Source organism: Pseudomonas sp. GW-45, assembly GCF_056896675.1.
This window is the reverse complement of record NZ_CM167674.1, coordinates 671731-698727: the sequence shown is the minus strand read 5'-3', so window position 1 is coordinate 698727 and position 26997 is coordinate 671731. Positions and strand designations below refer to the sequence as shown.

Sequence of the window (26997 nt, the reverse complement as noted above, 5' to 3'; positions counted from 1 at the left end):
CAATACCCACCACCTTGAAACTGGATCCAAGATGACCGACCAAACCACTCGCCTGCCCGTACGCCGCGCATTGATTAGCGTGTCCGACAAGACCGGCGTTGTCGATTTTGCTCGCGCGCTAAGTTCTTTGGGCGCTGAAATCCTGTCAACCGGCGGCACCTTTAAATTATTGCGCGAGCAAGGCATTGCCGCGGTAGAAGTAGCCGATTACACCGGCTTTCCGGAAATGATGGATGGCCGGGTAAAAACCCTGCACCCGAAAATTCATGGCGGTATTCTTGGACGCCGCGAGCTGGACGGCGAAGTGATGCAGCAACACGGCATCCAACCGATCGACATGGTGGTGGTCAATCTTTATCCCTTCGCAGCAACCGTGGCAAAACCCGATTGCAGCCTGCCCGATGCCATTGAGAATATCGATATCGGCGGCCCGACCATGGTCCGCAGTGCAGCCAAGAACCACAAAGACGTTGCTATCGTGGTTAACGCCGATGATTACAGCAGCATCCTGGAAAACCTCCAACAGGGTGGCCTTAGCTACGCTCAGCGTTTCGATCTGGCGTTGAAGGCCTTTGAACACACTGCTGCATACGACGGTATGATCGCCAACTATCTCGGCACCATCGAGCAAACGCGCGACACCCTAAGCACCGCAGATCGTAGCGCCTTCCCGCGCACTTTCAACAGCCAATTCATCAAGGTGCAGGACATGCGCTACGGTGAAAACCCGCATCAAGCCGCCGCCTTTTATAAAGAAGCCCAGCCAGACGGCGCCAGCATTGCCACCGCCATTCAGCTGCAAGGCAAGGCGCTTTCGTACAACAATGTTGCCGACACCGATGCTGCGCTGGAGTGCGTCAAAAGCTTTACCAAGCCTGCCTGCGTGATCGTCAAGCACGCCAACCCTTGCGGTGTTGCCGTGGTGCCGGACGCCGAAGGCGGTATCCGCCAGGCCTATGAGCTGGCTTACGCCACCGACAGCGAGTCTGCTTTTGGCGGCATTATCGCCTTTAACCGTGAGCTGGATGGCGAAACCGCCAAAGCCATTGTTGATCGCCAGTTTGTTGAAGTCATCATTGCCCCACGCATCAGCGCAGCGGCTCGCGAAGCGGTTGCCGCCAAAGCCAACGTGCGCCTGCTCGAATGCGGAGAGTGGACCAACGAACGCAATGCAGACTGGGACTTCAAACGTGTCAATGGCGGCCTGCTGGTGCAAAGCCGCGATATCGGCATGATCACCTCCGACGATCTCAAAGTGGTCACCCAGCGCGCCCCTACCGAGCAAGAAATCAACGACTTGGTATTTGCCTGGAAAGTCGCCAAGTTCGTTAAATCCAACGCCATTGTGTATGCCAGCCAGCGCCAGACTGTCGGCATCGGCGCCGGTCAAATGAGCCGTGTTAACTCTGCCCGCATTGCCGCCATAAAAGCCGAACATGCTGGTCTACAGGTTCAGGGCGCGGTCATGGCGTCGGATGCTTTCTTCCCATTCCGTGATGGCATCGACAATGCAGCCAACAATGGCATTAGTGCCGTCATTCAGCCCGGTGGTTCAATGCGCGACGCTGAAGTGATTGCCGCCGCAGATGAAGCCGGTATGGCGATGGTGTTCACCGGTATGCGCCATTTCAGGCATTGATTGGTAAGGCCGCACTGTAGCAGGCGTCCGCGTTGTTGCGGATGACTCCGCTAATGCTCATTGCCAATCGGCAACTGCGCTTATCGAAGCCATCCGCGACTAGCATCCACCCGCTCCATCGCGACCCGATATAACGCTAAAGCAAGATTTTCGTAGGGTGGATGACCCGCTGTTTATCCACTGAACGGGCCATTAGCCTGCCTCCATTAGGAGAGAGATAAATGAATGTACTGATTATCGGTAGTGGCGGTCGCGAGCATGCCCTGGCCTGGAAAGTGGCGCAAGACACACGAGTAGAGAAAGTCTTTGTAGCCCCCGGCAACGCCGGCACCGCGAACGAAGCCAAGTGCGAGAACGTTGAAATCGACGTGATGGAGCTGGACAAGCTGATAGCTTTTGCCCGTGACAACGTTGGCCTAACCATTGTTGGCCCCGAGGCACCGCTAGTAGCCGGTGTGGTAGATCGCTTCCGCGAACAGCAACTGCCCTGCTTTGGCCCCACTGCCGGCGCCGCCCAACTGGAAGGCTCCAAAGCCTTCACCAAAGATTTTCTGGCGCGCCATCATATCCCGACCGCCAACTATCAGAATTTTACCGAGATCGAGCCCGCACTGGCTTATCTGCAGCAAACTGGCGCGCCCATCGTCGTTAAAGCTGACGGTTTGGCTGCGGGCAAAGGCGTCATTGTTGCCATGACCCTGCAGGAAGCCGAAGACGCTGTACGTGACATGCTAGCTGGCAACGCTTTCGGAGACGCCGGCTCGCGCGTCGTGATTGAAGAGTTTCTTGACGGCGAAGAGGCCAGCTTCATTGTCATGGTCGACGGTGAACACGTGCTACCAATGGCCACCAGCCAAGATCACAAGCGCGTCGGTGATGCTGACACTGGTCCTAATACCGGTGGCATGGGTGCTTACTCGCCAGCCCCGGTGGTCACGGACGCAGTGCACCAGCGGGTGATGGATGACGTTATCTGGCCGACCGTCAAAGGCATGGCTGCCGAGGGCAACCGTTACACCGGTTTCCTCTATGCGGGCCTGATGATTGATAGTGCTGGCAACGCCAAGGTGATCGAGTTCAATTGCCGCTTTGGCGACCCGGAAACCCAACCGATCATGCTGCGCTTGCAGTCGAGCCTGGTAGAGCTAATCGAGGCTGCCGAAGCCGGCACGCTGGATAAGATCGAAGCTCACTGGGATCCTCGTCCCAGCCTCGGTGTAGTACTGGCAGCTGGCGGTTACCCGGGTAGCTACGCCAAAGGCCTGCCGATAAACGGCTTGCAACAGGCGCAGGCCAAAGACGGCAAGGTATTCCACGCCGGTACGTCATTGCAGGGCGATCAAGTTGTCACCAGTGGCGGCCGTGTACTCTGCGCAACCGCGCTAGGTGACGACGTGCAGGCAGCGCAGCAAGCCGCTTACCGATTGGCAGAGCAAATCCAGTGGGATGGCAGTTTTTATCGCAGTGATATTGGCTATCGCGCCATTGCGCGCCACGCCACCGAGCAGAAGTAACCAAATAGGCCAAGCGGGACAGTCTGCTGTCTCGCTTGGCCCGTTTCAGCAGCACAGCCCTTGGTCTATACTGGCCCGGCTATTAACTGAAACGGTAGCAATCTTAGTATCACCGCCCAAGGACAGGACATCATCGATTGTGAAGCACATTAGCTCGCTGCTATTAGCCCTGCTCACGGGCCTGGCCTTCACTCTCATGAGCTGGTCGACGTTCGCCGCCGGCGCCACGCCTTATTACAAAACGTTTGTTGACCCTACCGGCCAACTTGAACTCGCCGATATTCTCTCCAATCGGTACGCCAACCGCTTTATTCCCGCACCCGATACTCCGCTTACCCTGCCAGGCGATGGCGCGGTACTTTGGGTCGAGCTGTCGTTGGACCAGGCACGAAACAAACTGCTGTCGCTGAGTAATCCTGCCATTGCGCAGCTGGCGGTTTATCGCCTCAGCGCACAAACGGCAATACCGCTGTATGAGGCCGGTACCAATGGCGTCCTGGATGATCGACTATTGCCCTATAGCGGTTTCGCCCTGCCGCTCACTGATCTACCCTCTGAACGCGCAACTCTGCTGATACGCTTGCAGAGCGACTACCCCCTCGTTACCCGACTCGGCGTTACAGACGCTCGCAGCGCGGCTGTCCAGCATGATCTGCAGCAAAGCCTGCAAGGCATACTCATCGGATTATTGCTGGCGCTCTGCCTACACGGCACCTTGCAGGGTTTATTGGGGCGTGACCCCTATCACCTGTTGTTTGCCAGCGTCAGTTTGATATTAGCAATCAGCAATCTCGATAACCTCAGCTGGGCGGCCAGTAGTACGCTGACCTTACAGGGCCATTTGGCGCAGGTGCTATTTCTCTGTGCCTACCCATTGTTGGCCCTACTTCTGCTTAGCCGCCTGCCGGCCAAGCAGTTCAAAAGCCAGCGCAGATTCATCATCGGCCTCAGTGTGACGGCCGCCGCGCTTCTAGCGATAGCGGCTATCTTTCCAGCGCAGTTCCAACTGATATCCGATATTTTGCGTATTGGCGTGCCAATGCTGGGTTTGGGGCTAGCACTCTACCTACGTCTGCAAGGCACCCCATTCAACATTCCTTTCTGCATTGGCCATCTGCTGTTGCTGAGCAATGCCTTGGTAGATCATTATTTGAATGGCTTACCATCAATAGCTTACCTGGCCGATATGTTGCTCTGGGGCGCACTCGTAAGCTATAGCTGGAGCCTCTATCGGCGCTTGCAAGGCAAGTTAAGCGCCCGCGTCCGTGTACGCCAGGATATGGCCACCGCGCATGCTGAGCAGCGTACCAAAGCCGAGTTTCTAGCGCGCATCAGCCACGAAATCCGTACCCCCATGAATGGCGTGCTGGGCATGAGCGAGCTGCTGCTGGATACCGCGCTCTCGGCCAAGCAGCGTGACTATGTGCAAACAATTCACGGATCTGGCAACGATCTGCTCAATCTGATTAACGAAATTCTCGATGTATCACGCCTGGAGTCCGGGCAACTGGTGCTGGAGAAAGTGCAATTCGATCTACACGCCTTGGTCAACGATTGCCTCGATATCTACCGTTCACGCGCGGAAGGCCAAAACATAGAATTGATCGGCTTTGTTCACCCCGAAGTTGCTCGCACTATGCAAGGCGACCCTACACGGCTACGCCAGATCCTGATGAATTTACTGGCTAATGCGTTGCAATATACCGATGAAGGCGAAGTTGTTCTGGTAGTCGGTCTTGATCGCAAAAATGCCAAGCAGCAGCTGCGCTTTGCGATCCAGGACACCGGAAGTGGCATGCCGCAGCAAGCCCGTGACAACCTGATCAACAGTAACCTGAGCACCACGCGTCTGCTGGAGCATGCCGACAGCGATGGTTATCTACCGCTAGTGATAGCCCGCCAACTGGTTGCCATGATGCAAGGCCAACTGGGTATCAAGTACGGTAGCGAACAAGGCACCACTATCTGGTTCACTCTGCCCGCTGCCAACCTGGACAACAGCATAGCCGCTGACACCAGTGGACGCTGTCTACAGGACCGCAACGTGCTTGTCGTAGACGATAATGCGACCTGCCGTAAGGTGCTACAACAACAAACCGCCGCTTGGGGCATGCGCACCCAATGTGCAGCAAGCGGTCGCGAGGCCTTGGCCATACTCCGCACCCAAGCCAATCTCGGCAGCCCCTTCGAGATACTCCTGCTAGATCAATCCATGCCCGGTATGAGTGGCGTCGAGCTTGCCAGCCGCATCAAGGACGATCCAGTGCTATCCAACGACCTCTTAATCATCATGCTGACGGGAATCAATCAGGTGCCCAGCCGCGTCATTGCACGCAACGCAGGTATCCGCCGAATTCTCAGCAAGCCAGTGGCTGGCTACACGCTGCGTACCACCTTGGTGGATGAATGGACTCAGTTGCGCAACGGCACCGTCGAAGAGGGGGCAGACAGCGACATTACGCCCGCCCCGCTGCCAAACCCTGGGGAGTTTCGCGTATTGGTGGCGGAGGATAACGCCATTTCAACCAAGGTGATTCAAGGCATGCTCGCCAAACTAAAGGTAGGCGTAAACAGTGTCGACAATGGCAGACGTGCACTGGAAGCGGTGCAGCAGGAGCAGTTTGATCTGGTATTCATGGATTGCGAAATGCCGGAGATGGATGGCTTCACCGCCGCAGAAGAGATCCGCGCCTGGGAAAGCAAAAACGGCAGTCAGCCTGTGCCTATCATCGCTCTTACTGCACATATACTGCCGGAGCACCGCGAGCGTGCGCGCAAGGCTGGAATGAACGGCCACATGGCAAAACCGGTAGAGTTAAGCCAACTCCGCGAGCAGGTACAGCATTGGCGCGACCAGAAGGCCAGCCGCAACATCAGCTTATCCTGATCGCAGGCTCCGCCGCACCGCCAGTTGCTGCGGCATAGTCAATCATCAACTGTCTGAGAATCAGTACATAGGACGTCATGGGGGCCTCCAGGCTCATAGCTGGGCCCATCCATCACAGGCCCGCGCCAGGGTAAGACTAAAGCAGCCTGTTCACGCAGGCCATTAGTTAACCTGCATAACCCCCATAGCCATCCTCATCAACGCGCTGGACGACTACCCTTGCGGATACCTTTGCGGGCCGCGCCAGTTTCGCGCGGCGGCAGACCGGTATGCTGAGTCAGCACACGCCCTGCTTTTTTGCTACCAACCGGCGTAGAGTTCTTGCGACGCGCACTTTGGTAGCCTTCCACTGCCGGCTGGAACGTCGGAACCAGCTGCTGTTTACCGTTACCGATCAGATCACTGCGCCCCATCTCTTTCAGCGCATCGCGCAACAGCGGCCAATTTTTCGGATCGTGATAGCGCAAAAATGCTTTGTGCAAACGACGTTGGCGATCACCCTTGACGATATTCACACTGTCGCTCTTGTACGTCACCTTACGCAGCGGATTCTTGCCCGAATGGTACATGGCAGTCGCCGTGGCCATGGGCGACGGATAGAAAGCCTGCACTTGGTCCGCACGGAAACCATTGCGCTTGAGCCAGAGCCCTAGATTCATCATATCTTCATCGGTCGTACCGGGGTGCGCCGCGATGAAGTAAGGAATCAGATACTGTTCCTTACCCGCTTCCTTAGAGAATTTCTCAAACATCTGCTTGAAGCGGTCATAAGAGCCGATACCCGGCTTCATCATCTTGGTCAGCGGACCTTCTTCGGTGTGCTCCGGAGCGATCTTCAGGTAACCACCAACGTGGTGAGTCACCAGTTCCTTCACATACTCAGGCGACTCGATAGCCAGGTCGTAGCGCAGACCCGAGGCAATTAAGATCTTCTTGACCCCCGGTAACTCACGCGCTTTGCGATACAGACCAATCAACGAGGAGTGATCTGTATTCAGGTTTTCACAGATGCCAGGGAACACGCAGGACGGTTTGCGGCAAGCTGCTTCAATTTCCGGGGTCTTACAAGCAATCCGGTACATATTGGCAGTAGGCCCACCAAGATCTGAAATAACCCCGGTAAAGCCCGGCACCTTGTCTCGAATCTCTTCGATTTCACGAATAATGGAGTCATGCGAGCGATTCTGGATGATCCGCCCCTCATGCTCAGTAATGGAGCAAAATGTACAGCCGCCAAAACAGCCGCGCATGATATTCACCGAGAAGCGAATCATGTCGTAGGCCGGGATTTTGGCGTCGCCGTAAGCTGGGTGCGGGATGCGCGCATAGGGCAGACCGAAGATATAGTCCATCTCTTCGGTCGTCAGTGGGATGGGCGGTGGTGTAAACCATACGTCACGCTCACCATGGCGCTGCACCAACGCGCGTGCATTGCCCGGATTGGTTTCCAGGTGCAAAACACGGTTGGCATGTGCATAGAGTACCGAGTCGCCCTTCACCTTCTCGAAAGACGGCAAACGAATCACTGTGCGATCACGCTCCAGACGAGGGTGTGGCAACAGGTGCACAACCTGCGCACCATCATTGTCGGCGTCGTCCGGCCCTTTGGCCTGCTCCACAGCGCACGCATTGGTATCCTGCGTATTCACGTAAGGATTGATGATCTTATCGATCTTGCCCGGACGGTCGATACGGGTTGAGTCCAACTCAAACCAACCTTGTGGCGTATCACGGCGCACAAAAGCAGTACCGCGAATGTCGGTTATATCCTCAATCAACTCGCCGCGGCTAAGGCGATGCGCCACTTCTACCACTGCGCGCTCAGCGTTGCCGTACAAAAGAATGTCAGCCTTGGCGTCGATCAACAGCGAGTGCCGGACCTTATCTTGCCAATAGTCGTAATGCGCGATGCGCCGCAAGGAGGCTTCGATACCACCCAGGATCAGGGGTACATCCTTATAGGCTTCGCGGCAGCGCTGGCTATATACCAGGCTTGCTCGATCAGGGCGGCTGCCGCCCCTGCCACCAGGCGTATAAGCGTCATCAGAGCGGACCTTACGATCAGCGGTATAACGGTTGATCATCGAATCCATATTGCCCGCAGCAACACCGAAAAACAGATTCGGCTTGCCCAGCTTCATGAAGTCATCTTTGCTCTGCCAATCCGGCTGACTGATGATACCCACACGAAAGCCCTGGGCTTCCAGCAGCCGACCGATAATCGCCATGCCAAAGGACGGGTGATCCACATAGGCATCGCCGGTCACGATGATAATGTCGCAACTGTCCCAGCCCAATTGGTCCATTTCTTCCCGACTCATCGGCAGAAACGGCGCCGGACCAAAGCATTCGGCCCAATAACGCGGATGATCGAACAATTGCTGCTTAGCCACCGGAATGCTGACTGCCATGATTACTCCAGATCCCCGTAGCCAGCATAAGAGCCAGGCGCCAGGTTTTCAAAACGGGTGTATTTGCCCAGAAATGCCATGCGCGTGGTCCCAATGGGGCCGTTACGCTGCTTGCCGATAATTAGCTCGGCAATACCCTTGTCTTGCGTATCCGGGTTGTAAACCTCATCCCGATACACAAACATGATGACGTCGGCGTCCTGCTCGATTGCGCCAGATTCACGCAAGTCAGAGTTGATAGGACGCTTGTTGGGGCGCTGTTCCAGCGAGCGGTTAAGCTGCGAAAGGGCGACCACCGGGACATTGAATTCCTTGGCGAGTGCCTTGAGTGAGCGCGAGATTTCCGAAATCTCGTTGGTACGGTTTTCAGACGCAGCGCCACCGACGCGCATCAACTGCAAGTAATCGATCATGATCAAGCCTAGATCACCATGCTCGCGCACCACCCGCCTAGCGCGAGCGCGCATTTCCATAGGTGACAAGCCCGCCGTGTCGTCGATGAACAGCTTGCGATCATTCAACATGTTGACCGCTGAGGTAAGCCGCGGCCAATCCTCATCATCCAGGCGGCCAGAGCGCACCTTGGTTTGATCGATACGACCGAGCGAAGACAACATACGCATGATTAGTGAGTCACCTGGCATTTCCAGCGAGAACACCAAAACTGCCTTTTCACTGCGCATGACCGCGTTCTCGACCAAGTTCATGGCGAACGTCGTTTTGCCCATTGAAGGACGACCAGCAACAATGATCAGATCAGATGGCTGCAAACCTGAGGTCATATTGTCGAGATCGGTAAACCCCGTCGATAGACCCGTAATAGAGCCTTCACTGTTGAACAGCGTATCAATACGATCGATTGCCTTTGCCAGCAGCGCGTTGACGCCTTCTGGTCCACCGGTTTTTGGCCGGCTTTCTGCAATCGCAAAAATCTTGCGTTCCGCATCATCCAACACTTCGCTGGACTGCATGCCTTTTGGGTTGAACGCAGTGTCGGCAATATCGGTACTCACGCTGATCAATTGGCGCAGCGTGGACCGCTCACGAATGATCTGGGCATAGGCACTGATATTGGCAACTGAAGGAGTATTTTTTGCCAGCTGCCCTAAATACGCCAGGCCACCGACTTGATCATTCAGACCTTCCTTATCGAGATCCTCGGCGAGGGTCACCACATCGAAAGGCTGGTTGCGTTCGGCCAGACGTCGCAACGCCTTGAAAATCAGCCGGTGATCATGTCTATAGAAGTCGCTTTCGCTCAGTAACTCAGCAACGCGCTCCCACGCAGTATTCTCCAGCATCACACCACCCAACACGGCCTGCTCTGCCTCAATTGAGTGCGGCGGAATTTTCAACGCGGACGTTTGTAAATCCAGCTCGGGACGTTCTGAGTACTGCGATTCAGTCATGGGCTTGGGCTCTGGACGGCATAGGCACAAACAACAACACGGCGCCTGTCTATGACAAGCGCCGTGTTGACGAGTCTAACTGCAAAGCGCTGTTAAATCACCCGAGGCCCGAAAGCCCTAAGTCAGCGCTGCAGCCGCTGTTAGCCAGCGACGACGATCAGCTTGACGGTAGTTTCTACATCGCTGTGCAGTTGCACAACAACATCGAACTCACCGACGTTACGAAGCGGACCTTCAGGCAGACGAACTTCGCTCTTCTCGAGTTCTACGCCAGCCGCAGTCACTGCGTCAGCGATATCACGAGTACCGATAGAGCCGAACAGCTTACCTTCTTCGCCAGCGTTGGCGGCGATGGTAACTGACAGCTCAGCCAGCTTGGCGGCGCGCGCTTCGGCTTCAGCTGTTTTCTCAGCAGCGATTTTTTCCAGTTCAGCGCGACGCGCTTCAAAGGCTTCTACATTGGCTGAAGTAGCCGGAGTAGCCTTGCCAAAAGGCAGCAGGAAATTGCGAGCGTAACCAGCCTTAACGGCGACCTTGTCGCCCAGGTTACCCAGATTCGCGATCTTTTCGAGCAGGATAACTTCCATTGCGATGACCTCTTAAATTCAACCTTGACCGTTTGAATCATCGTCGCCACCCAGACCGTTTTGCGGTGTCAGGCGGGAGCGGAAATCAAACAGACTATCAATAAACGCCAAAAGCATAATCAGGGGCACAACCACTTGCGAAGCAAACAGCAGCGCAACGTACAGCGCTATCAGCCAAGCCAGGCTCAGTTGCTTGATGCCAACTATGCCGTGCACCAGCGCTAAACCAGCCAGTAACAGCGGCACGGTCGCCACCGGTGCTACCACCGCCATATCGCCAAACTGCGGCCCAACAATGACCAGCAGCAGCAAGCCGACTGACATCCACGGCTTGAGTCGCACCCGGTGGAACTCCTCACGGAAACCACCTGGGTTGAACAGCCTGGCTTGCCAAGCACGTGCCAAAATCAGGCAGACTAGCGTCATTACGGCATGTATTGCACCGGTCAGACCCGCGAGTATCGGCAACATCAAGCTCTGCAGTCGAGCCATATCGGCCTCGCTCAGATCTTTACCTAGCTCGCCCAGCACCTGCGGCATGACTTTCTGCAGCTCGGCAGCAAGAGCCACCATTGGCTCGTGCAGCATTGCCAATAATAGCAGCGCGTACACTAGACCTAACGGGGCCGATGCCAGCACCACAAGAGACCAGTTACTGCGCTCTCGCAACAAACCAGCCAGCAGTGCGGTACCTAATAGCAGCAACAGTGGTGTCGGATCGCCCAACATAGCCCAAGCCAACGCCGGCAAACCACCCCAAACAATAACTGGGAGGCCTTCCGACAGGCCGCGGCGCAGGATAACCAACGCCAACACCACTGCACCGAACCAGAACAGCAGCGGAATTGCGGCCGACAAACCAACCACTAAGGTTGCCTGTCGGCGGCCGCGCATTATGTATTCCGCCAAGCCCTGCATCTGAATCCGGTTTCCTGATTACTTACTTTTGGCTACCAATCAACGACCGTGGCCGTCGGTGTAAGGCAGCAGAGCCAGATAACGGGCGCGCTTGATAGCAACAGCCAGCTGACGCTGATACTTAGCCTTGGTACCTGTGATGCGGCTTGGAACGATCTTGCCGGTCTCGGTGACATAGGCTTTCAAAGTGTTGAGATCTTTGTAATCAATCTCTTTAACGCCTTCAGCGGTAAAACGGCAGAACTTTCTGCGACGGAAAAAACGTGCCATGGCAGCGTCTCCTTAATTCTGGAATGTGAACTGGGAAAACTTACTCGTCGTCACCGCTATCATCGGTGTCGTCGCTGTTGTCAGCGTCATCGTTGGAGCTGTTGTCGTCATTTTCATCGCTGCGCTCACGACGCTCACGACGCTCACCACGACCACTCTCTTCGGACTTGAGCATCTCGGACTGTTCAGTCACCGCTTCATCGCGACGCATTACCATGTTACGGATAACAGCATCGTTGTAACGGAAGTTTTCAGTCAGTTCTTCCAACGCTTTAGCGCTGCACTCAACATTTATCAGGATGTAGTGTGCTTTGTGGATCTTGTCGATTGGATAAGCCAGTTGACGGCGACCCCAATCTTCCAGGCGGTGAATTTTGCCGCCGTCTTCTTCGATCAGCTTGGTGTAACGCTCAACCATCGCGCTAACCTGCTCGCTCTGGTCTGGATGAACCAGAAAAACGATTTCGTAATGACGCATAAAAGCTCCTTACGGGTTATAGCCAGCCATCCAAATATGGTCTGGCAAGGAGTGGAACATAGGTTTGGGGCGGCCATTCTAGTGAAGGCGCTAGGTAGAGGCAAGCTAAATGGCGTTTATTTACGCAGCCCAGCTAGATTACAGCTAACCGGGCATGAAAAGATGTCAGGCGGGCAGACGCTGCCGCACGGCCTCAAACAGACAGACGCCAGCAGCAACAGACACATTCAAGCTGCTGACAGCACCTGCCATCGGCAAACGCGCGAGGTAATCACAGTTCTCGCGGGTCAGGCGGCGCATTCCCGCACCTTCGGCGCCCATCACGATGACCGAGGGCACTTTAAGATCCACGTCATATATGAACCGCTCCGCCTCGCCGGCGGTACCCACTAGCCACAAGCCGCGTTGCTGCAATTGCTTTAAAGTGCGCGCCAGATTGGTTACCGCCACCAGCGGAACCGTTTCAGCGGCACCGCAGGCAACCTTGCGCACCACCGGGGAAAGACTGGCTGAGCGGTCACGCGGCACTATAACTGCCTGCACGCCAGCTGCATCCGCACTGCGCAGACAAGCGCCTAAGTTATGGGGGTCGGTTACCCCGTCCAGCACCAACAACAAAGGCACGCCGTCCAGGCGATCCAGCAAGTGCGTCAACATCTCTTCGGACCACACCTGACTAGGCGTAACCTCAGCGACCACTCCCTGGTGCACGCCCTCAGCAAGCTTATCCAGCTCTTCACCGGTAACGCGCTGGGTGGTAATGACGGCAGTAACGGCTAGATCAAGCAAAGCCTGCTGACGCTCATTTAGCCGGCCGGCCGGCAACAGCAACCGCCTTACTCGCTTTGGGCTGCGTTCCAGCAAAGCCTGCACCGCATGCACACCAAAAACCCGCTCAAAATCACTCATACTACTATCTCACTCACTGCTTAGGCTTCGGCTTGCGCTTGCGCGGCCCGCCGCGCGAACCGGCATCACTCTTACTGCCGGCTGGCTTGCGTGGCGCAGCCTTGCTTGCAGCGGGTGAGCCAGCCGGATTGCGAGCAGCACGCGGAGCAGGCTTACCAGCTGGACTACGCCCACCTGACTTAGCCGACTTTTTACCATCGCCAGCCGCTTGACGCGCCTCGGCAAGCAGCTTTTCACGCACAGCTCGGCTAGCAGAGACCTTACGGTCCGGCTCTGGCTGAGCCTGCGGTTGATCGGCTGCCATCTCAAAATCAATCTTTCGATCATCCAGATCAACCCGCGCCACTTGAACCCGCACTGGGTCGCCGAGACGAAACTTGCGACCAGAGCGCTCGCCAGTCAGGCAATGATGCACAGCATCGAAGTTGTAGTAGTCGGCCGGCAGCGCAGTGATATGCAGCAAGCCCTCTACGTAAATATCTTTAAGCTCAATAAACAGACCAAAACTGGTTGCAGCAGTCACCAAGCCGTCGAAGGACTCACCGACGCGATCCTGCATAAACTCGCACTTGAGCCAGCTGACTACATCACGCGACGCTTCATCGGCACGACGCTCATTCTGCGAGCACTGCTCGCCCAGAGCCGCCAAACGCGCATGGTCATAAGGATAGATTTTTGCCTTCGGCATGACCGAGGCACCGCAACGCTTGACCGCTTCAGTATTGCGACGCGAACGCACGACACTGCGAATGGCGCGATGCACCAACAGATCGGGATAGCGACGAATCGGCGAAGTGAAATGGGTATAAGCTTCGTAATTCAAACCGAAGTGCCCTGCGTTATCCGGGCTGTAAACGGCCTGACTGAGCGAGCGCAACATTACCGTCTGAATCAACTGCGCATCCGGCCGGCCTTGAATTTTAGCCAGTACGGCACTGTAGTCTTCCGGTGTGGGATCACCCTTCTTACGCGTCAAACTCAAGCCTTGCGCATTAAGAAACTGCCGCAAACGTTCAATTTTTTCGGCTTGAGGGGAATCATGCACGCGGTACAGGCCTGGCAACTCCAGATCTTGAAGGAAGCGCGCCGTGGCAACGTTGGCACTCAGCATGCATTCTTCAACAATCTTGTGCGCATCATTGCGAGTAGTGGGCTTGATCTCGACTAGCTTTCGATCATCACCAAAAATCATGCGCGTTTCGGTGGTCTCAAAATCAATCGCACCGCGCCCCTGACGAGCCTTGGCCAGCGCCTTGTAAAGCTCATACAGGTTCTCGATGTGCGGCACTACTTCGCTGTATTCGTCGCGCAACGCTTTACCTTCGCGACTACGGCCGTGCTCCAGCATTGAGGAGACTTTGTTATAGGTCAGCCGTGCGTGCGAATGGATCACCGCTTCGTAAAACTGATAATCCGTCAGCTCGCCGGCCTTGGACAAAGTCATTTCGCAGACCAAAGCTAAACGATCAACATGCGGATTAAGCGAGCACAGACCGTTGGAAATCGCCTCAGGCAACATGGGGATCACCTGGCTCGGGAAGTAAACCGAAGTACCACGCAGCTCGGCTTCCTGGTCCAATGCGGAACCTAACGGAACATAGTGCGACACGTCAGCGATAGCGACATACAACTTCCAGCCACCAGAGAACAAGCGCCAGCCGCTTGCTTTATGGGGCTCACAGTAGAGTGCATCGTCAAAATCGCGCGCATCTTCGCCATCAATGGTGACCAGCGGCAAGTGGCGTAGATCAACACGCTTATGCTTGTCTTTCTCTTCAACGAAGTCTTTGAGCTTGCTTGCCTCTTCAACTACTTCCGGCGGCCATTCGCTAGGAATGTCGTAGCTACGCAGGGCAACTTCGATCTCCATACCTGGCGCCATGTAGTCGCCCACGACTTCAATGACCTCACCCTGCGCCTGCCGACTCATAGTCGGCCATTGGGTAATGCGAACTTCGGCGTACTGTCCGTGCTTGACGCCCATTTTGGCGCCCGGCGGGATTAACACGTCCTGGTTGATCTTGGCGTTATCGGCAACGACGAAGCCGATCTCGTTCTCTTCGTAATAGCGACCAACAAGGATCTCATGCGCGCGTTCAAGCACCTCAACCACCGCGCCTTCGCTGCGACCACGACGATCAACACCGGTAATGCGACCCAATACGCGGTCACCATCAAATACCAAACGCATTTGTGAGGGACCAAGAAACAGATCCTCAGTACCTTCGTCTGGCACCAGAAAACCGAAGCCGTCCCGATGACCTTGAACACGGCCCCGAATCAGATCCAGTTTATCGACCGGCGCATAGGCGCCACGGCGAGTATATATTAGCTGTCCATCACGCTCCATGGCGCGCAGACGGCGACGCAATGCTTCAATAGCGTCCTCATCCTGCAAGCCGAACTCCTGCTGCAATTGCGCGCGCGTAGCAGGCGCGCCACGGGTCTCCAACAATTGCAGGATAAGCTCACGACTTGGAATGGGGTTGTCGTATTTTTCCGCTTCGCGCCTGGCTTCCGGATCCTGTTGGATCCATTCATTGGTCATGGAAGTGGCCTGGGAGGATGAAGATGTGCTCGACTGCTTAGCCGAGACTTTGGATTGATCTTTTTTCGTCATAGACGCCTATTGAACCGCGAATCAAGTCTGTATGCACCTGTTTCCTCCAACAAATTTTTTTTCTCGCTGGGGGTTTACAAGATCTTGCTTGCTACGTAATATTCGCGCCGTCAGCACGAAACGACAGCAACTAGAACCTCTGGTTCAGCATAGCAGTTGTTTCGCAAGGCGCGCCCAGGTGGTGAAATTGGTAGACACGCTAGCTTCAGGTGCTAGTGGCCTTACGGCCGTGGAAGTTCGAGTCTTCTCCTGGGCACCAATTCAAAAACCGAGCTTATGCTCGGTTTTTTTATGCCTGCCAAAAACCACTGCAAGCCACCCGTAAAGATTAAAACCTCGCAACCCTTGAAACAAAAAAGACGCCCTCAGGCGCCTCTTCTGTCACAACCACTCATATCAAGCCTTAAAAACCTGACGCAGAATGATCGTCTCATTACGATCGGGGCCGGTAGAAATCAAATCAATCGGCGCACCAACCAACTCTTCTATACGTTCAATATAAGCACGCGCAGCAGGAGGCAAACCTTCCAAGGTTTTTACACCTAAAGTTGACTCCTCCCAACCGGGCATATCTTCATACACCGGCTCCAGGCCGATATAGCTGTCGGCATCGGTAGGCGCTTCAATCACATCACCATGCTCGTTACGATAGCCGACACAGATGCGAATCACATCCAAACCATCCAGCACATCCAGCTTGGTTAGGCACAGACCACTAATGCTGTTAATTTCGATAGCACGACGCAGAATGATCGCATCAAACCAGCCACAACGACGCGCGCGACCGGTGGTCGAACCAAATTCGTGACCACGCTCAGCCAAACGCGCACCCACTGCATCAAATAGCTCGGTAGGGAAAGGGCCCGAACCCACGCGAGTGGTATAAGCTTTGGTAATACCCAGCACGTAATCAAGGTACAGCGGACCAAAACCCGAACCAGTAGCGGTGCCGCCAGCCGTGGTATTAGAACTGGTCACGAAGGGATAAGTACCGTGATCAATGTCCAACAGCGAACCCTGCGCGCCTTCAAACATGATGTTCGAGCCTTCGCGGCGTAACTCATGCAAGCGAGCAGTAACATCGGTCATCAGCGGGGCTAGCCACTCAGCATAGCCCAGCGCTTCATCCAACGTCTTCTGGAAGTCGACTGGCTCAACCTTGTAATAGTGCTGCAAGGCAAAGTTGTGATAATCCAGCACCTCACCTAACTTGGCAGCAAAGCGCTCGCGGTGAAACAGGTCTGCTACACGCAGCCCGCGACGCGACACTTTATCTTCGTAAGCAGGGCCAATGCCGCGCCCAGTAGTACCTATCTTAGCTTCGCCACGCGCTTTTTCACGCGCCTGATCTAACGCTACGTGATAAGGCAGAATCAGCGGGCAAGCCGGACTGATACGCAAACGATCGCGCACGGGAACACCCTTAGCCTCAAGCTCTTTCAGCTCCTTGAGCAGCGCTTCAGGTGAGAGCACGACACCGTTACCAATAAAGCATCGGACATTTTCACGCAAAATGCCGGAAGGAATCAGGTGCAGTACGGTTTTCTCGCCATCGATTACCAGCGTATGACCGGCATTATGGCCGCCCTGATAACGCACCACCGCAGCAACTTGATCGGTCAGCAGATCAACGATCTTGCCCTTACCCTCATCGCCCCACTGGGTCCCCAGGATGACAACATTCTTACCCATGTTCAGCCCATGCCTCGCTAGAAATTAATTGACCTTTAGGTCAGGGAATCACGAATTCAATTCAGCTACCGACCAACTGCCAGCCTGAAAGCCGAGCAATCGATCACAACCATAGTCAGCAGCCTCAGCACTTGACTGGCCGGGCAGCGCCACGATCACCCGCTCACCTTGCTGGCGTAGCTGAGCAATTTGGTCATGCAAACCGGACTCGTTGCTGTGTGGCGCCCAGATTGCCGAGCATTTTTTATCAAGCCCCAAGCTGCCACGCTGCACCAGGCAGCGCAGATCAGTGGAAAAGCCGGTCGCCGGGCGCGCACGCCCGAAATCAGCACCAATATCGTCATAGCGACCACCTTGGGCGACGCTTTGCCCAACACCGGGAACAAAAGCCGCAAATACCACACCTGTGTGGTAATGATAGCCACGCAACTCGCCGAGGTCGAAATACAGCGGAATATGTGGGTAGCGACGCGCCAGCACTTGCGCGATCTCGGCAAGATCATCCAACGCTGCCATAACTGATTCTGGCGCACCATCGAGCAGTGCGTGCGCACGATCCAGCACCTCAACACCACCGGACAACTCAACCAAACTGCACAGCATCCCCGCCAGTGATGAGTGCTCAAGACCGGCCGCCAATTGGGTAACCTCGCCTCCCGCTTTTCGTTGCAGCGCATCAAACAACAACCGCTCAGTCGTCTCATCAACACCAGCAGCCTGTATTAGGCCACGGTAGATACCAACATGACCGATATCCAGGTGCACGCCTGGCACCTCGCAGCTCGCAAGCGTTTCCAGCATGAGCGATATGACTTCGATATCACTGGTACTGGAAGCATCGCCGTATAGCTCAGCGCCTAACTGAATCAAGCTGCGCGCTGTGGACAAAGCGCGCGGGCGCGTATGCAGCACGCTTCCGCAGTAACAGAGCCGCGATGGGCCTTCCGCACCCAGCGTGTGCGCATCAATGCGCGCCACTTGAGGCGTAATATCTGCGCGCAAACCGAGCATCCGACCAGACAGCTGGTCAGTCATTTTGAAGGTTTGCAACTCGAGATCGTGACCGGCGCCGGTCAACAGGGATTCCAAATATTCGATGTGCGGCGTAATGACCAGGTCATAGCCCCAGCAGGAGAACAGATCAAGCAACTGTCGGCGGGCAGCTTCGATACGGGCGGCCTCAGCGGGCAACACCTCGTCAATACCATCCGGCAACAGCCAGCGATCTACAGTCGGCATTTTGACAACCTTTCCATACACAGTGAACTAGGCTTGCGGTCGGACTCGAGCTGGCAGCTCAAATCCGCGGACCAGCCATAACGGTTTCATGCAGTGGATCGGCAGCACAAAACAGAATAGACCGGTCACAAAAAAGCCGGGAATTCCCGGCTGCGCAAGTGTAACACGTTTTCCCTTCGCCACACCCTTCGCATTATCAGTCTAGACGCTAGGTTTAGACAAACAAAAAGGCTGCCCGACTAGCGGGCAACCCCTGAGTTTCGACAAACGTTCAAGGCTGGCTGCTTTCGCCTCGCAGGTACTTGAAGAAGTCGCTTTTTGGATCAAGAACCAAGACATCAGACTTGCTAGAGAAGCTTTCGCGGTACGCGTGGAGACTACGTGAAAACGCGTAAAACTCCGGGTCTTTAGTGTAAGCAAGCGCATAGATCTTAGCTGCCTTTGCGTCACCGTCACCGCGGATTTTTTCCGATTCCCGGAAAGCCTCTGCGATAAGCACACGCTGCTGTCGGTCCGCATCGGCACGAATACCTTCGCCCAACTCACGACCTTTAGCGCGATGCTCGCGCGCTTCGCGTTCACGCTCGCTGCTCATGCGATCAAACACGCTACGATTCACCTCATTTGGTAAATCGATCGCCTTAACCCGCACGTCAACCACTTCAATACCCAGCTCGCGCCGCGCACTCTCATCCAGCGTAGCGGTAATGTCAGCCATCAGCTGATCACGCTCACCGGAGACCACCTCATGCAGCGTGCGACGCGCTACTTCGTTGCGCAAGCCAGATTCCAACTGCCGAGACAAACGCTCTTCTGCTATTGCCCGCAGCCCGGAGGTTGCGGTGTAAAAACGCTGCACATCGGCGATCCGCCACTTAGCGTAGGAATCAACCATCAGTGCTTTCTTTTCCAGCGTTAGATAGCGCTGGGTAGCCGTATCGAGCGTCAGCAGACGACCATCAAACTGATGCGCCTCCTGCACAAACGGCAGCTTGAAGTGCAAACCGGGGGTAACATCGTTATCGACCACTCGCCCAAACTGCAGAACGATGGCGCGCTCGGTCTGGTTCACAACGAAAAAGCTGTTCCAGCCGACGATGATCGCTGCCAGCAACACAATGATGCCTAACAAGGATTTATTGCTCATCAGCGGGACTCCCTGGAACGCAGATCGCGCTGCTGTGTAGTAGTGGTGCGAGATGAATCACTCTGAGTAATCGCTGGCGCGCTGCTGTTGGCAGAACCAGAAGAAGCAGACGATTGCTGCATCAGCTTGTCTAACGGCAGATAGAGCAAGTTATTATTACCCTCCCCGCCAGACACCAGAATCTTGCTAGTGCTACTCATCACCTCCTGCATGGTATCGAGGTAAAGGCGCTCACGCAGTACGTCCGGTGCCAAACGATATTGCTCGACCAGCAGATCAAAGCGCTTAGCTTCACCTTCTGCACGGGCGATCACTTCGTCGTGATAACCATTGGCCTCTTCCAGCATGCGCTGAGCTTTGCCTCGCGCCTCAGGAATCACGCCATTAGCGTAGGCTTCAGCCTGGTTACGCTCACGCACTTCGTCTTCCTTGGCGCGGATCACGTCATCGAACGCGTCCTGCACTTCAGACGGCGCTTGAGCGTTCTCAATATTCACCTGAGTAACCGTGATGCCTGTGTTGTAGCTGTCCAAATAACGCTGTAGACGCTCGGTCACTTCGACCGCCATTTGCTCACGACCCTCTGTGAGCACTTGGTGCATCGGCGTTGAACCAACCACATGGCGGACCGCACTTTCAGTCGCATGGCGCAAGCTGGTTTCAGGATCCTCGACCATCAGCACGAAATTCTCCAAATTGGAGATACGATACTGAATGGCAACCGGAACCTCGACGATATTCTCGTCTTCGGTCAGCATCTGACCCTGCTGGCGGTAGGAGCGGACCTGAGTAACATTGTTCTGAAGCTTGCGCTCAACCGGCGGGTAATAGAGATGCAAGCCAGAGCCTACAGTGCGGTCATATTCACCGAAGCGAAGAATAACGGCTTGCTCTTGCTCATCGACCATATACACGGCGTTAAATAACCAAACGCCCAACACAACCAAACCAGCAATGGCCCACAACCCCTTGGGGATGCCACCACCAGCGATCCCAGGACCGCCACCATCACCGCCTTTGCCGCGTTTTTTTGAGCCAAAAAGGCTGTTCAGGCTATCCTGTAACTTGCGTAGCGCCTCATCAAGGTCCGGCGGACCTTGTTTGCCGCCGCCTTTTTTGCCGCCGCTACCCCAGGGATCCTGGTCGTTTGAATTATTTCCGCCACCAGGCTCATTCCAGGCCATAGCGTTCTCCGTTGTCTGTAACTATTCGAAGCTCCAACTGCCAAGTCGGCAGTCAGATCAGGGTGCAATCCTACCGTAAACCAGCAAGCATGCGCGAACCATAGCTGGAGGCTTTCATTGCAAAGTATGTTGCTGCAAAAATGCGTCCGGTTGCCAACCTTCACGTTTGAGCAATCGATTAAAGTCACTGCGCTGCAGGCGGACATCCAGTTGCAGGCGACCATCCTCAGCAGTCTGCTCAGCTAGCACTGCACCAGCCGCATAGAACTGCGCACGCAAACGCGCTTCAGCATGCTCAAGCACGAAGCGCTCTTGTACTAAATCATTACCCAAGCGTTCAGCAACGGCCTGCTGAAGCAGATCCAACCCAAGCCCCTGCTGCGCAGAAATCCAGACCCGAACGATATTGCCGCCCTCATCTCGCTGCAGCTGCGGCTCGAATCCGTCGATCAAATCTATCTTGTTGTAGACCTCAAGCATCGGCAGCTCAATGGCGCCAATTTCGCTAAGCACCGAATGCACCTGCTGAATATTTTCCTGGCGATCCGGGTCAGCCGCGTCGATAACGTGCATAAGCAAGTCAGCCTGGGCGGACTCTTCCAGCGTAGCGCGGAATGCCTCAACCAACTTGTGCGGCAAGTGACGAATAAAGCCTACAGTGTCCGCCAGAATGACCGGCCCGATATCCTGTAACTCGATGCGTCGCAACGTCGGATCCAACGTGGCAAACAACTGATCTGCCGCATAAACGTCGGATGAGGTAAGCGTATTGAACAAAGTAGATTTGCCGGCGTTGGTGTAACCCACCAAAGACACCACCGGAATTTCTGCTCGACGTCGAGCACGCCGAGCCTGATCGCGCTGACTCCGCACTTTCTCCAAGCGGCGGGTAATCTGTTTGATGCGTACCCGCAGCAGTCGCCGGTCGGTCTCAAGCTGAGTTTCACCCGGACCGCGCAAACCGATACCACCTTTTTGTCGCTCAAGGTGTGTCCAGCCGCGCACCAGACGCGTACTCAGATGATCGAGCTGTGCCAGCTCAACCTGCAACTTACCTTCATGGGTTCGCGCACGCTGCGCAAAGATATCCAGGATCAGACCGGTGCGGTCGATTACGCGACACTCCAGCTCGCGCTCCAGATTGCGCTCCTGACTGGGCGTCAGGGTGTGATTGAAGATGACCACGTCACCCTCATTGGCCTTGACCAGCGCCCGCAGCTCCTCCACCTTGCCGCTACCTATAAGGAACCGGGGTGTGGGTTGGTGCCGGGGAATAGTCATAAATGCCGCATTTTCTGCACCGGCGGAACGCACCAGTTCAAGAAATTCCTGCGGGTCTTCACGGCGCTGTTCATCCAGGCCTTCGAGGTGAACGAGAACCGCACGTTCACCCCCTTCATGACGCTCAAAAAACAATCAGGCCTCCTTTTGCATTAAGGATTGCCGACCTCAGCTTCAGCTTCATCGCCACCAGCAGCAACCGGCAAACGCACCGGACGACCAGGAACGACTGTAGAGATCGCGTGCTTGTAGACCATCTGACTAACTGTGTTTTTCAACAGAATGACAAATTGGTCAAATGACTCGATCTGGCCCTGCAGCTTGATGCCGTTTACGAGATAGATGGATACCGGGACACGTTCCTTGCGCAGAACGTTCAGGTAAGGGTCTTGTAGTGAATGCCCTTTTGACATTGCCTCACTCCTTTAATGGAAACCGATAATTTTAAGCATTGTAATAATGCGATTTGGCCGGCTTGTCCATTATCCAAAAGACCAGCAGGCAAGTTAGCTGCGCACCCAAGGGTGGCAGTAGCACCGATGAACTCTATATTGCGGCCTCTTGCAGCGCTTTCAAGGCCTGCTCGAATCTTTTCGGGTCCAGACTGTCAAGCCATTCGATTTCAGCATGCCAGCCGCGCAACCAAGTGAACTGACGTTTGGCCAATTGCCGTGTCGCGATAATGCCACGTTGAACCATCTCTGACTCGTCCAGCTTGCCATCCAGATAATCCCAGACCTGCCGGTAACCGACCGCTCTAATGGACGGCATGGCTGAATTCAAGTCCCCTCGATTGCGCAAAGCTTCGACCTCGGGAACCAGCCCTTGTTTCATCATCAAGACAAAACGTTCAGCAATTCGCTCGTGCAGCACAGTTCGATCCTGTGGAGCAACGGCCAGATAGTGCATAGTATAAGGTAAAACCGCCGCTTCCGACGGCCCACTAGCGCCTTTTTCTGCGCTTTGCTGGGCATGCATTTGTGTCAGTGTAATACCAGTTAGCAGAAACACCTCATAAGCGCGCTGAATCCGCTGCGGATCATTGGGGTGTATGCGCTCAGCCGCTACTGGATCAACCCGCGCCAATTCTGCATGTACTGACTCCCAACCAGCTGCTTGCGCCATCATTTCGATACGGGCGCGCACCACAGGATCAGCCGATGGCATCTGCGCCAGGCCGCCAGCCAACGCCTTAAAATAAAGCATAGTGCCGCCCACTAGCACCGGGATATGGCCACGCGCAGTGATATCCGCCAACAGGGGCGTCACGTCCTCGCGAAAACGCGCAGCAGAATAGGCCTCAGCCGGATCAAGAATATCAATCAGATGATGCGGGTAACGCTCAAGAGTTTGCGCATCCGGCTTGGCCGAGCCGACATCCATGCCACGATACACCAGCACCGAGTCAACACTGACTAACTCACAGGGAAAATGATCATACAAGTGCATGGCCAGCTCGGTCTTACCCGATGCGGTCGGCCCCATGAGGCAAATGACCGGTGGCAGCTTGTCAGCAATCAAGGTTGTTTCCGTTCATCGGTCGATTCAGCGCCCCCGCAGAAACAGCTTGTCGAGCTCTGCCATGCTCATCTGCGTCCAGGTTGGCCGCCCATGATTGCATTGACCACTGCGCTCGGTCTGCTCCATATCCCGCAACAGGCCGTTCATCTCCGCTAGCGTCAACCGACGGTTAGCGCGCACTGAACCATGGCATGCCATGGTTCCGAGCAGCTCATTCACGTGGGCCTGAATCCGATCACTGGTACCGTATTCCAACAGATCACTCAAAACATCGCGCACCAACTGCTCGGCGTGCGCTTGGCGCAGCAGTGCTGGCACCTCGCGAATAGCCAGTGACTCTGGCCCGACGCGCTGAAGCGACATGCCCAGCCGCGTAAACCACTCAGCATGCTCCTCTGCACAATCAGCCTCACGCTGACTGACAGCCAGGCTTTCCGGCACCAACAACGGCTGGCTGCGCAGCCCTTCCTGATCCATCGCCAGCTTGAGGCGCTCATAGGTAATTCGCTCGTGCGCCGCGTGCATATCTACCACCACCATACCTGCGCTGTTTTCCGCCAGGATATAAACCCCGTGCAATTGCGCTACGGCATACCCCAAGGGCGGGACATTGCCTTCCTCCTGTGGCAACTGCAGACCGGTTGGTTGCGCGCCATACAGGCTGGCATAAGCGGCGACCGCTTCTGCCGAAGGCGGCGGTGTGGCGGTATAACCAGAGCCCGGCGCAACGCCAGCGCTCTCCACCCGCAAGCTGGCGGAGGGTTCATTCAACGGCATGTACTGTTGACCAGAAAACACCCCGGCATCCAAACCGCTTACTGATGGCTGCATAGAGGGCGGCGGCGCGGCAGCTTGAGTGCCCGCCTCGGCCTGCTCGGACTGATCACCAGGTCGCTGGTCCGCCAGTGCGCGATACAAAGTGCTGAACAAAAAGTCGTGGACCATACGACCATCACGGAAACGCACCTCGTGCTTGGTCGGGTGTACGTTCACATCGACCACACCGGGATCCAGCTCCATAAACAGCACAAAGGTCGGATGACGGCCATTAAACATGACGTCGCGATAAGCCTGACGCACCGCGTGGGCAACCAGCTTGTCTTTGATCATGCGGCCATTGACGAAAAAGTATTGCAGATCGGCCTGGCTACGAGAGAACGTCGGCAAGCCCACCCAACCCCAGAGCCGCAGCCCGCCGCGCTCATTGTCAATTGATCGCGACTGCTCGACAAAGGCCGCCCCACAGACGGTAGCCACTCGTCGCCGTGCTTCCTGTTCAGTATGTGCAGGGCGCAGACTGAACACACTGCGGCCATTGTGGCGCAGGTTGAAGGCCACATCGAAGCGCGACAAAGCCAGCCGCTTAACCACCTCTTCAAGGTGAGAAAACTCGGTCTTTTCGGTACGCAGGAATTTGCGTCTAGCGGGCGTATTGAAAAACAAGTCACGCACTTCGACCGTGGTGCCCTGCGGGTGCGCTGCAGGCTGCAAGCTAGGCGCCATATCGCGCCCCTCCGTCTCAACCTGCCAAGCCTGATCGCTGCCCGCCGGACAGGAGGTGAGCGTCAACCGTGAAACTGAACTAACCGACGCTAGGGCTTCGCCGCGAAAACCCAAGGTGGCGACCCGTTCCAAATCATCAAGATCGCGAATTTTACTGGTTGCGTGCCGCGATAATGCCAGCGGTAAATCATCCTGCGCTATGCCGCTACCGTCGTCGCGCACTCGCAGCAATTTGACGCCTGCCTGCTCGATATCAATATCGATGCGCTTAGCACCTGCATCCAGGCTGTTTTCCAACAGCTCCTTAATAACCGATGCGGGTCGCTCGACAACCTCGCCCGCCGCGATTTGGTTGGCCAGACGTGGGCTTAAGAGTTGAATTCGAGACATATCAGGGTTGGTTCTGTACGAGCATGCTACTGGACGGCACTTTCAATACCTGGCCCACTCGTAAGTTATCGTTAGACAAGTTATTGGCGTTCCGCAGACCACTAAGCGATACCTGATACAAGGCCGCAACCATTGACAGACTATCGCCTCGCCGCACCACATGCTCACGCGGCCCTTGGGCCAGCTTGCCGCTGGCCTTAAGCGCGGCAACACGTGTGCCTGGTGGAGGATTACGATGGAAGTAGTTCTTCACGCCCGCATGAATGGAGCGTGCCAAGGCTTGCTGGTGACTGCGCGTGACCAGTTTACGCGCCTCGCCCGGGTTCGAAATAAAACCGGTTTCTACCAAAATCGACGGGATATCCGGCGATTTCAACACCATGAAACCCGCTTGTTCAACCCGTGGTTTATGTAGCGAATTAACCCGACCAACCGAAGACAGCACCTGCTGACCTACATCCAGGCTTGCCGACAGCGTTGCAGTCATAGAAAGATCAAGCAGTACGCTGGCCAACACCTGATCCCTATTGCCAAGGCTTACGCCACCCACACCACCAATCAGGTCAGAGCGGTTCTCACGATCAGCCAACAAACGCGCCGTCTCTGACGTTGCGCCTCGATCAGACAAGGCAAAGACCGATGCGCCGTTGGCGCTCGCGCGAGTAAAAGCATCAGCATGAATGGAAACGAACAGGTCGGCATTATGCTGACGGGCGATTTCCGTGCGCTTGCGCAGCGGAATAAAGTAATCACCCGTGCGCACCAACTGCCCCTTAAAGCCGGGCTCGGCATCAATCATGCCTTTCAGGTCACGGGCGATGGCCAGCACCACTTCTTTTTCACGCGCGCCGCCATAACCAATCGCCCCTGGATCTTCGCCGCCATGGCCGGCATCAATGGCAATAATGATGTCGCGCACGCCGGCCTCGGTAGCAGAGCGCGTGGGCGTCTGCGGCAATGGTGAAGCCTGAGGCGCCTGCGGCGGATCAATAGCCCTCGACTCGCCATCCTGATCGAACAAGTCAATAACCAGACGATCGCCATACTGTTGATTAGACGGCAGCACAAAACTCTTGGGATTGACCTGGGCCGACAGATCCAGCACGACGCGAAGATCCTTGCCATCACGCGGCGCCGAGCGCATGCCAGTCAGCGGTGTATTAGCCAGCGCGAGATCACTGGTATTGGCGTTGAAGGTGGCATTACTGATGTCGATAACGATCCGCTCGGGATTGGAAAGCGTAAACAGCGAATGCTCTACCGGCCCACTCAAATCAAATACCAGCCGCGTGTTATCCGGCGCACGCCAGAGGCGCACGCTCTTAATGTCAGCTGCGAAAGAAGCCTCGGTAACAAGACACAATAGGCTGACAGCGCACCAACGCAGCAGCATCTGGC

General features: G+C 55.6%; 19 protein-coding genes, 1 tRNA gene and 1 pseudogene. 4 read left to right on the top strand and 17 right to left on the bottom strand.

What is annotated here, in order from left to right; genetic code table 11:
* Positions 1-31: 31 nt before the first annotated feature.
* From purH to AC1XYH_RS03050, 3 genes are all read left to right on the top strand, one after another.
* Positions 32-1639: a bifunctional phosphoribosylaminoimidazolecarboxamide formyltransferase/IMP cyclohydrolase gene (gene purH / locus AC1XYH_RS03060; RefSeq protein ID WP_483325194.1), complete on the top strand. Its 1608-nt coding sequence runs from the start codon at positions 32-34 to the stop codon at positions 1637-1639.
* Between the two features lie 221 nt (positions 1640-1860).
* A complete protein-coding gene (purD, locus tag AC1XYH_RS03055) occupies positions 1861-3153 on the top strand; it encodes a phosphoribosylamine--glycine ligase (RefSeq protein ID WP_483325193.1) in 1293 nt (430 codons plus the stop codon).
* A 139-nt stretch (positions 3154-3292) separates the two neighbouring features.
* Positions 3293-6040 (top strand): response regulator, encoded by a 2748-nt coding sequence (locus AC1XYH_RS03050; protein WP_483325192.1) that lies wholly within the window; start codon positions 3293-3295, stop codon positions 6038-6040.
* Positions 6041-6273: 233 nt separating this feature from the next.
* On the opposite strand, the pseudogene AC1XYH_RS03045 reads toward AC1XYH_RS03050, so the two are convergent.
* The 8 genes and pseudogenes from AC1XYH_RS03045 to rnr form a co-directional block, all read right to left on the bottom strand.
* Positions 6274-8451 (bottom strand): annotated as a pseudogene (locus tag AC1XYH_RS03045) (YgiQ family radical SAM protein); the annotation flags it as partial.
* A 2-nt stretch (positions 8452-8453) separates the two neighbouring features.
* Entirely contained in the window at positions 8454-9860 is a 1407-nt protein-coding gene (gene dnaB / locus AC1XYH_RS03040; RefSeq protein ID WP_483325191.1) for a replicative DNA helicase, read from the bottom strand.
* Between the two features lie 140 nt (positions 9861-10000).
* On the bottom strand, positions 10001-10447 hold the full coding sequence (rplI, locus tag AC1XYH_RS03035; RefSeq protein ID WP_483325190.1) for a 50S ribosomal protein L9: 447 nt from the start codon (positions 10445-10447) through the stop codon (positions 10001-10003).
* Between the two features lie 18 nt (positions 10448-10465).
* Entirely contained in the window at positions 10466-11341 is an 876-nt protein-coding gene (locus AC1XYH_RS03030) for a hypothetical protein (protein WP_483325189.1), read from the bottom strand.
* A 63-nt stretch (positions 11342-11404) separates the two neighbouring features.
* Positions 11405-11635, bottom strand: coding sequence for a 30S ribosomal protein S18 (gene rpsR, locus AC1XYH_RS03025; RefSeq protein ID WP_083723771.1), 231 nt, complete (start codon positions 11633-11635; stop codon positions 11405-11407).
* Between the two features lie 40 nt (positions 11636-11675).
* A complete protein-coding gene (rpsF, locus tag AC1XYH_RS03020; protein ID WP_483325188.1) occupies positions 11676-12113 on the bottom strand; it encodes a 30S ribosomal protein S6 in 438 nt (145 codons plus the stop codon).
* A gap of 165 nt (positions 12114-12278) precedes the next feature.
* Complete coding sequence (rlmB, locus tag AC1XYH_RS03015) at positions 12279-13022, bottom strand: 23S rRNA (guanosine(2251)-2'-O)-methyltransferase RlmB (protein WP_483325187.1); 744 nt, start codon at positions 13020-13022, stop codon at positions 12279-12281.
* A 13-nt stretch (positions 13023-13035) separates the two neighbouring features.
* Entirely contained in the window at positions 13036-15570 is a 2535-nt protein-coding gene (gene rnr, locus AC1XYH_RS03010) for a ribonuclease R (RefSeq protein WP_483325186.1), read from the bottom strand.
* A gap of 244 nt (positions 15571-15814) precedes the next feature.
* Between rnr and AC1XYH_RS03005 the strand changes: the two genes are divergently transcribed.
* Positions 15815-15901: transfer RNA gene (locus tag AC1XYH_RS03005), tRNA-Leu, on the top strand.
* Positions 15902-16038: 137 nt separating this feature from the next.
* Here AC1XYH_RS03005 and AC1XYH_RS03000 read toward each other — a convergent pair.
* The 9 genes from AC1XYH_RS03000 to AC1XYH_RS02960 all read right to left on the bottom strand — a co-directional run bounded on the left by AC1XYH_RS03000 (position 16039) and on the right by AC1XYH_RS02960 (position 26992).
* The gene (locus AC1XYH_RS03000; protein WP_483325185.1) at positions 16039-17334 is read right to left on the bottom strand and encodes an adenylosuccinate synthase; all 1296 of its coding nucleotides are present in this window, start codon (positions 17332-17334) and stop codon (positions 16039-16041) included.
* Positions 17335-17382: 48 nt separating this feature from the next.
* Positions 17383-18573 carry an ATP phosphoribosyltransferase regulatory subunit gene (locus AC1XYH_RS02995; protein WP_483325184.1) on the bottom strand — a complete coding sequence of 397 codons (1191 nt, stop codon included), beginning with the start codon at positions 18571-18573 and terminating at the stop codon, positions 17383-17385.
* Positions 18574-18844: 271 nt separating this feature from the next.
* Complete coding sequence (hflC, locus tag AC1XYH_RS02990; protein WP_483325183.1) at positions 18845-19720, bottom strand: protease modulator HflC; 876 nt, start codon at positions 19718-19720, stop codon at positions 18845-18847.
* The gene (gene hflK, locus AC1XYH_RS02985; protein WP_483325182.1) at positions 19720-20904 is read right to left on the bottom strand and encodes an FtsH protease activity modulator HflK; all 1185 of its coding nucleotides are present in this window, start codon (positions 20902-20904) and stop codon (positions 19720-19722) included. Before hflK ends, hflC begins: the two co-directional genes overlap by 1 nt.
* A gap of 114 nt (positions 20905-21018) precedes the next feature.
* On the bottom strand, positions 21019-22320 hold the full coding sequence (gene hflX / locus AC1XYH_RS02980) for a ribosome rescue GTPase HflX (RefSeq protein WP_483325181.1): 1302 nt from the start codon (positions 22318-22320) through the stop codon (positions 21019-21021).
* A gap of 17 nt (positions 22321-22337) precedes the next feature.
* Positions 22338-22598 carry an RNA chaperone Hfq gene (gene hfq, locus AC1XYH_RS02975; protein WP_483325180.1) on the bottom strand — a complete coding sequence of 87 codons (261 nt, stop codon included), beginning with the start codon at positions 22596-22598 and terminating at the stop codon, positions 22338-22340.
* 133 nt (positions 22599-22731) lie between these two features.
* Positions 22732-23670, bottom strand: coding sequence for a tRNA (adenosine(37)-N6)-dimethylallyltransferase MiaA (gene miaA / locus AC1XYH_RS02970; protein WP_483326290.1), 939 nt, complete (start codon positions 23668-23670; stop codon positions 22732-22734).
* Between the two features lie 60 nt (positions 23671-23730).
* A complete protein-coding gene (mutL, locus tag AC1XYH_RS02965; RefSeq protein ID WP_483325179.1) occupies positions 23731-25599 on the bottom strand; it encodes a DNA mismatch repair endonuclease MutL in 1869 nt (622 codons plus the stop codon).
* 1 nt (position 25600) lies between these two features.
* A complete protein-coding gene (locus tag AC1XYH_RS02960) occupies positions 25601-26992 on the bottom strand; it encodes an N-acetylmuramoyl-L-alanine amidase (RefSeq protein WP_483325178.1) in 1392 nt (463 codons plus the stop codon).
* Positions 26993-26997 lie beyond the last annotated feature (5 nt).

What these genes read in the sequence shown, in the direction of transcription:
- purH (WP_483325194.1), top strand. Translation starts at nt 32, where the DNA reads ATGACCGACCAAACCACTCGCCTGCCCGTACGCCGCGCATTGATTAGC.
- purD (WP_483325193.1), top strand. Translation starts at nt 1,861, where the DNA reads ATGAATGTACTGATTATCGGTAGTGGCGGTCGCGAGCATGCCCTGGCC.
- dnaB (WP_483325191.1), bottom strand. Translation starts at nt 9,860, where the DNA reads ATGACTGAATCGCAGTACTCAGAACGTCCCGAGCTGGATTTACAAACG.
- rplI (WP_483325190.1), bottom strand. Translation starts at nt 10,447, where the DNA reads ATGGAAGTTATCCTGCTCGAAAAGATCGCGAATCTGGGTAACCTGGGC.
- AC1XYH_RS03030 (WP_483325189.1), bottom strand. Translation starts at nt 11,341, where the DNA reads ATGCGCGGCCGCCGACAGGCAACCTTAGTGGTTGGTTTGTCGGCCGCA.
- rpsR (WP_083723771.1), bottom strand. Translation starts at nt 11,635, where the DNA reads ATGGCACGTTTTTTCCGTCGCAGAAAGTTCTGCCGTTTTACCGCTGAA.
- rpsF (WP_483325188.1), bottom strand. Translation starts at nt 12,113, where the DNA reads ATGCGTCATTACGAAATCGTTTTTCTGGTTCATCCAGACCAGAGCGAG.
- rlmB (WP_483325187.1), bottom strand. Translation starts at nt 13,022, where the DNA reads ATGAGTGATTTTGAGCGGGTTTTTGGTGTGCATGCGGTGCAGGCTTTG.
- rnr (WP_483325186.1), bottom strand. Translation starts at nt 15,570, where the DNA reads ATGACCAATGAATGGATCCAACAGGATCCGGAAGCCAGGCGCGAAGCG.
- AC1XYH_RS03000 (WP_483325185.1), bottom strand. Translation starts at nt 17,334, where the DNA reads ATGGGTAAGAATGTTGTCATCCTGGGGACCCAGTGGGGCGATGAGGGT.
- AC1XYH_RS02995 (WP_483325184.1), bottom strand. Translation starts at nt 18,573, where the DNA reads ATGCCGACTGTAGATCGCTGGCTGTTGCCGGATGGTATTGACGAGGTG.
- hflC (WP_483325183.1), bottom strand. Translation starts at nt 19,720, where the DNA reads ATGAGCAATAAATCCTTGTTAGGCATCATTGTGTTGCTGGCAGCGATC.
- hflK (WP_483325182.1), bottom strand. Translation starts at nt 20,904, where the DNA reads ATGGCCTGGAATGAGCCTGGTGGCGGAAATAATTCAAACGACCAGGAT.
- hfq (WP_483325180.1), bottom strand. Translation starts at nt 22,598, where the DNA reads ATGTCAAAAGGGCATTCACTACAAGACCCTTACCTGAACGTTCTGCGC.
- miaA (WP_483326290.1), bottom strand. Translation starts at nt 23,670, where the DNA reads ATGGGGCCGACCGCATCGGGTAAGACCGAGCTGGCCATGCACTTGTAT.
- mutL (WP_483325179.1), bottom strand. Translation starts at nt 25,599, where the DNA reads ATGTCTCGAATTCAACTCTTAAGCCCACGTCTGGCCAACCAAATCGCG.
- AC1XYH_RS02960 (WP_483325178.1), bottom strand. Translation starts at nt 26,992, where the DNA reads ATGCTGCTGCGTTGGTGCGCTGTCAGCCTATTGTGTCTTGTTACCGAG.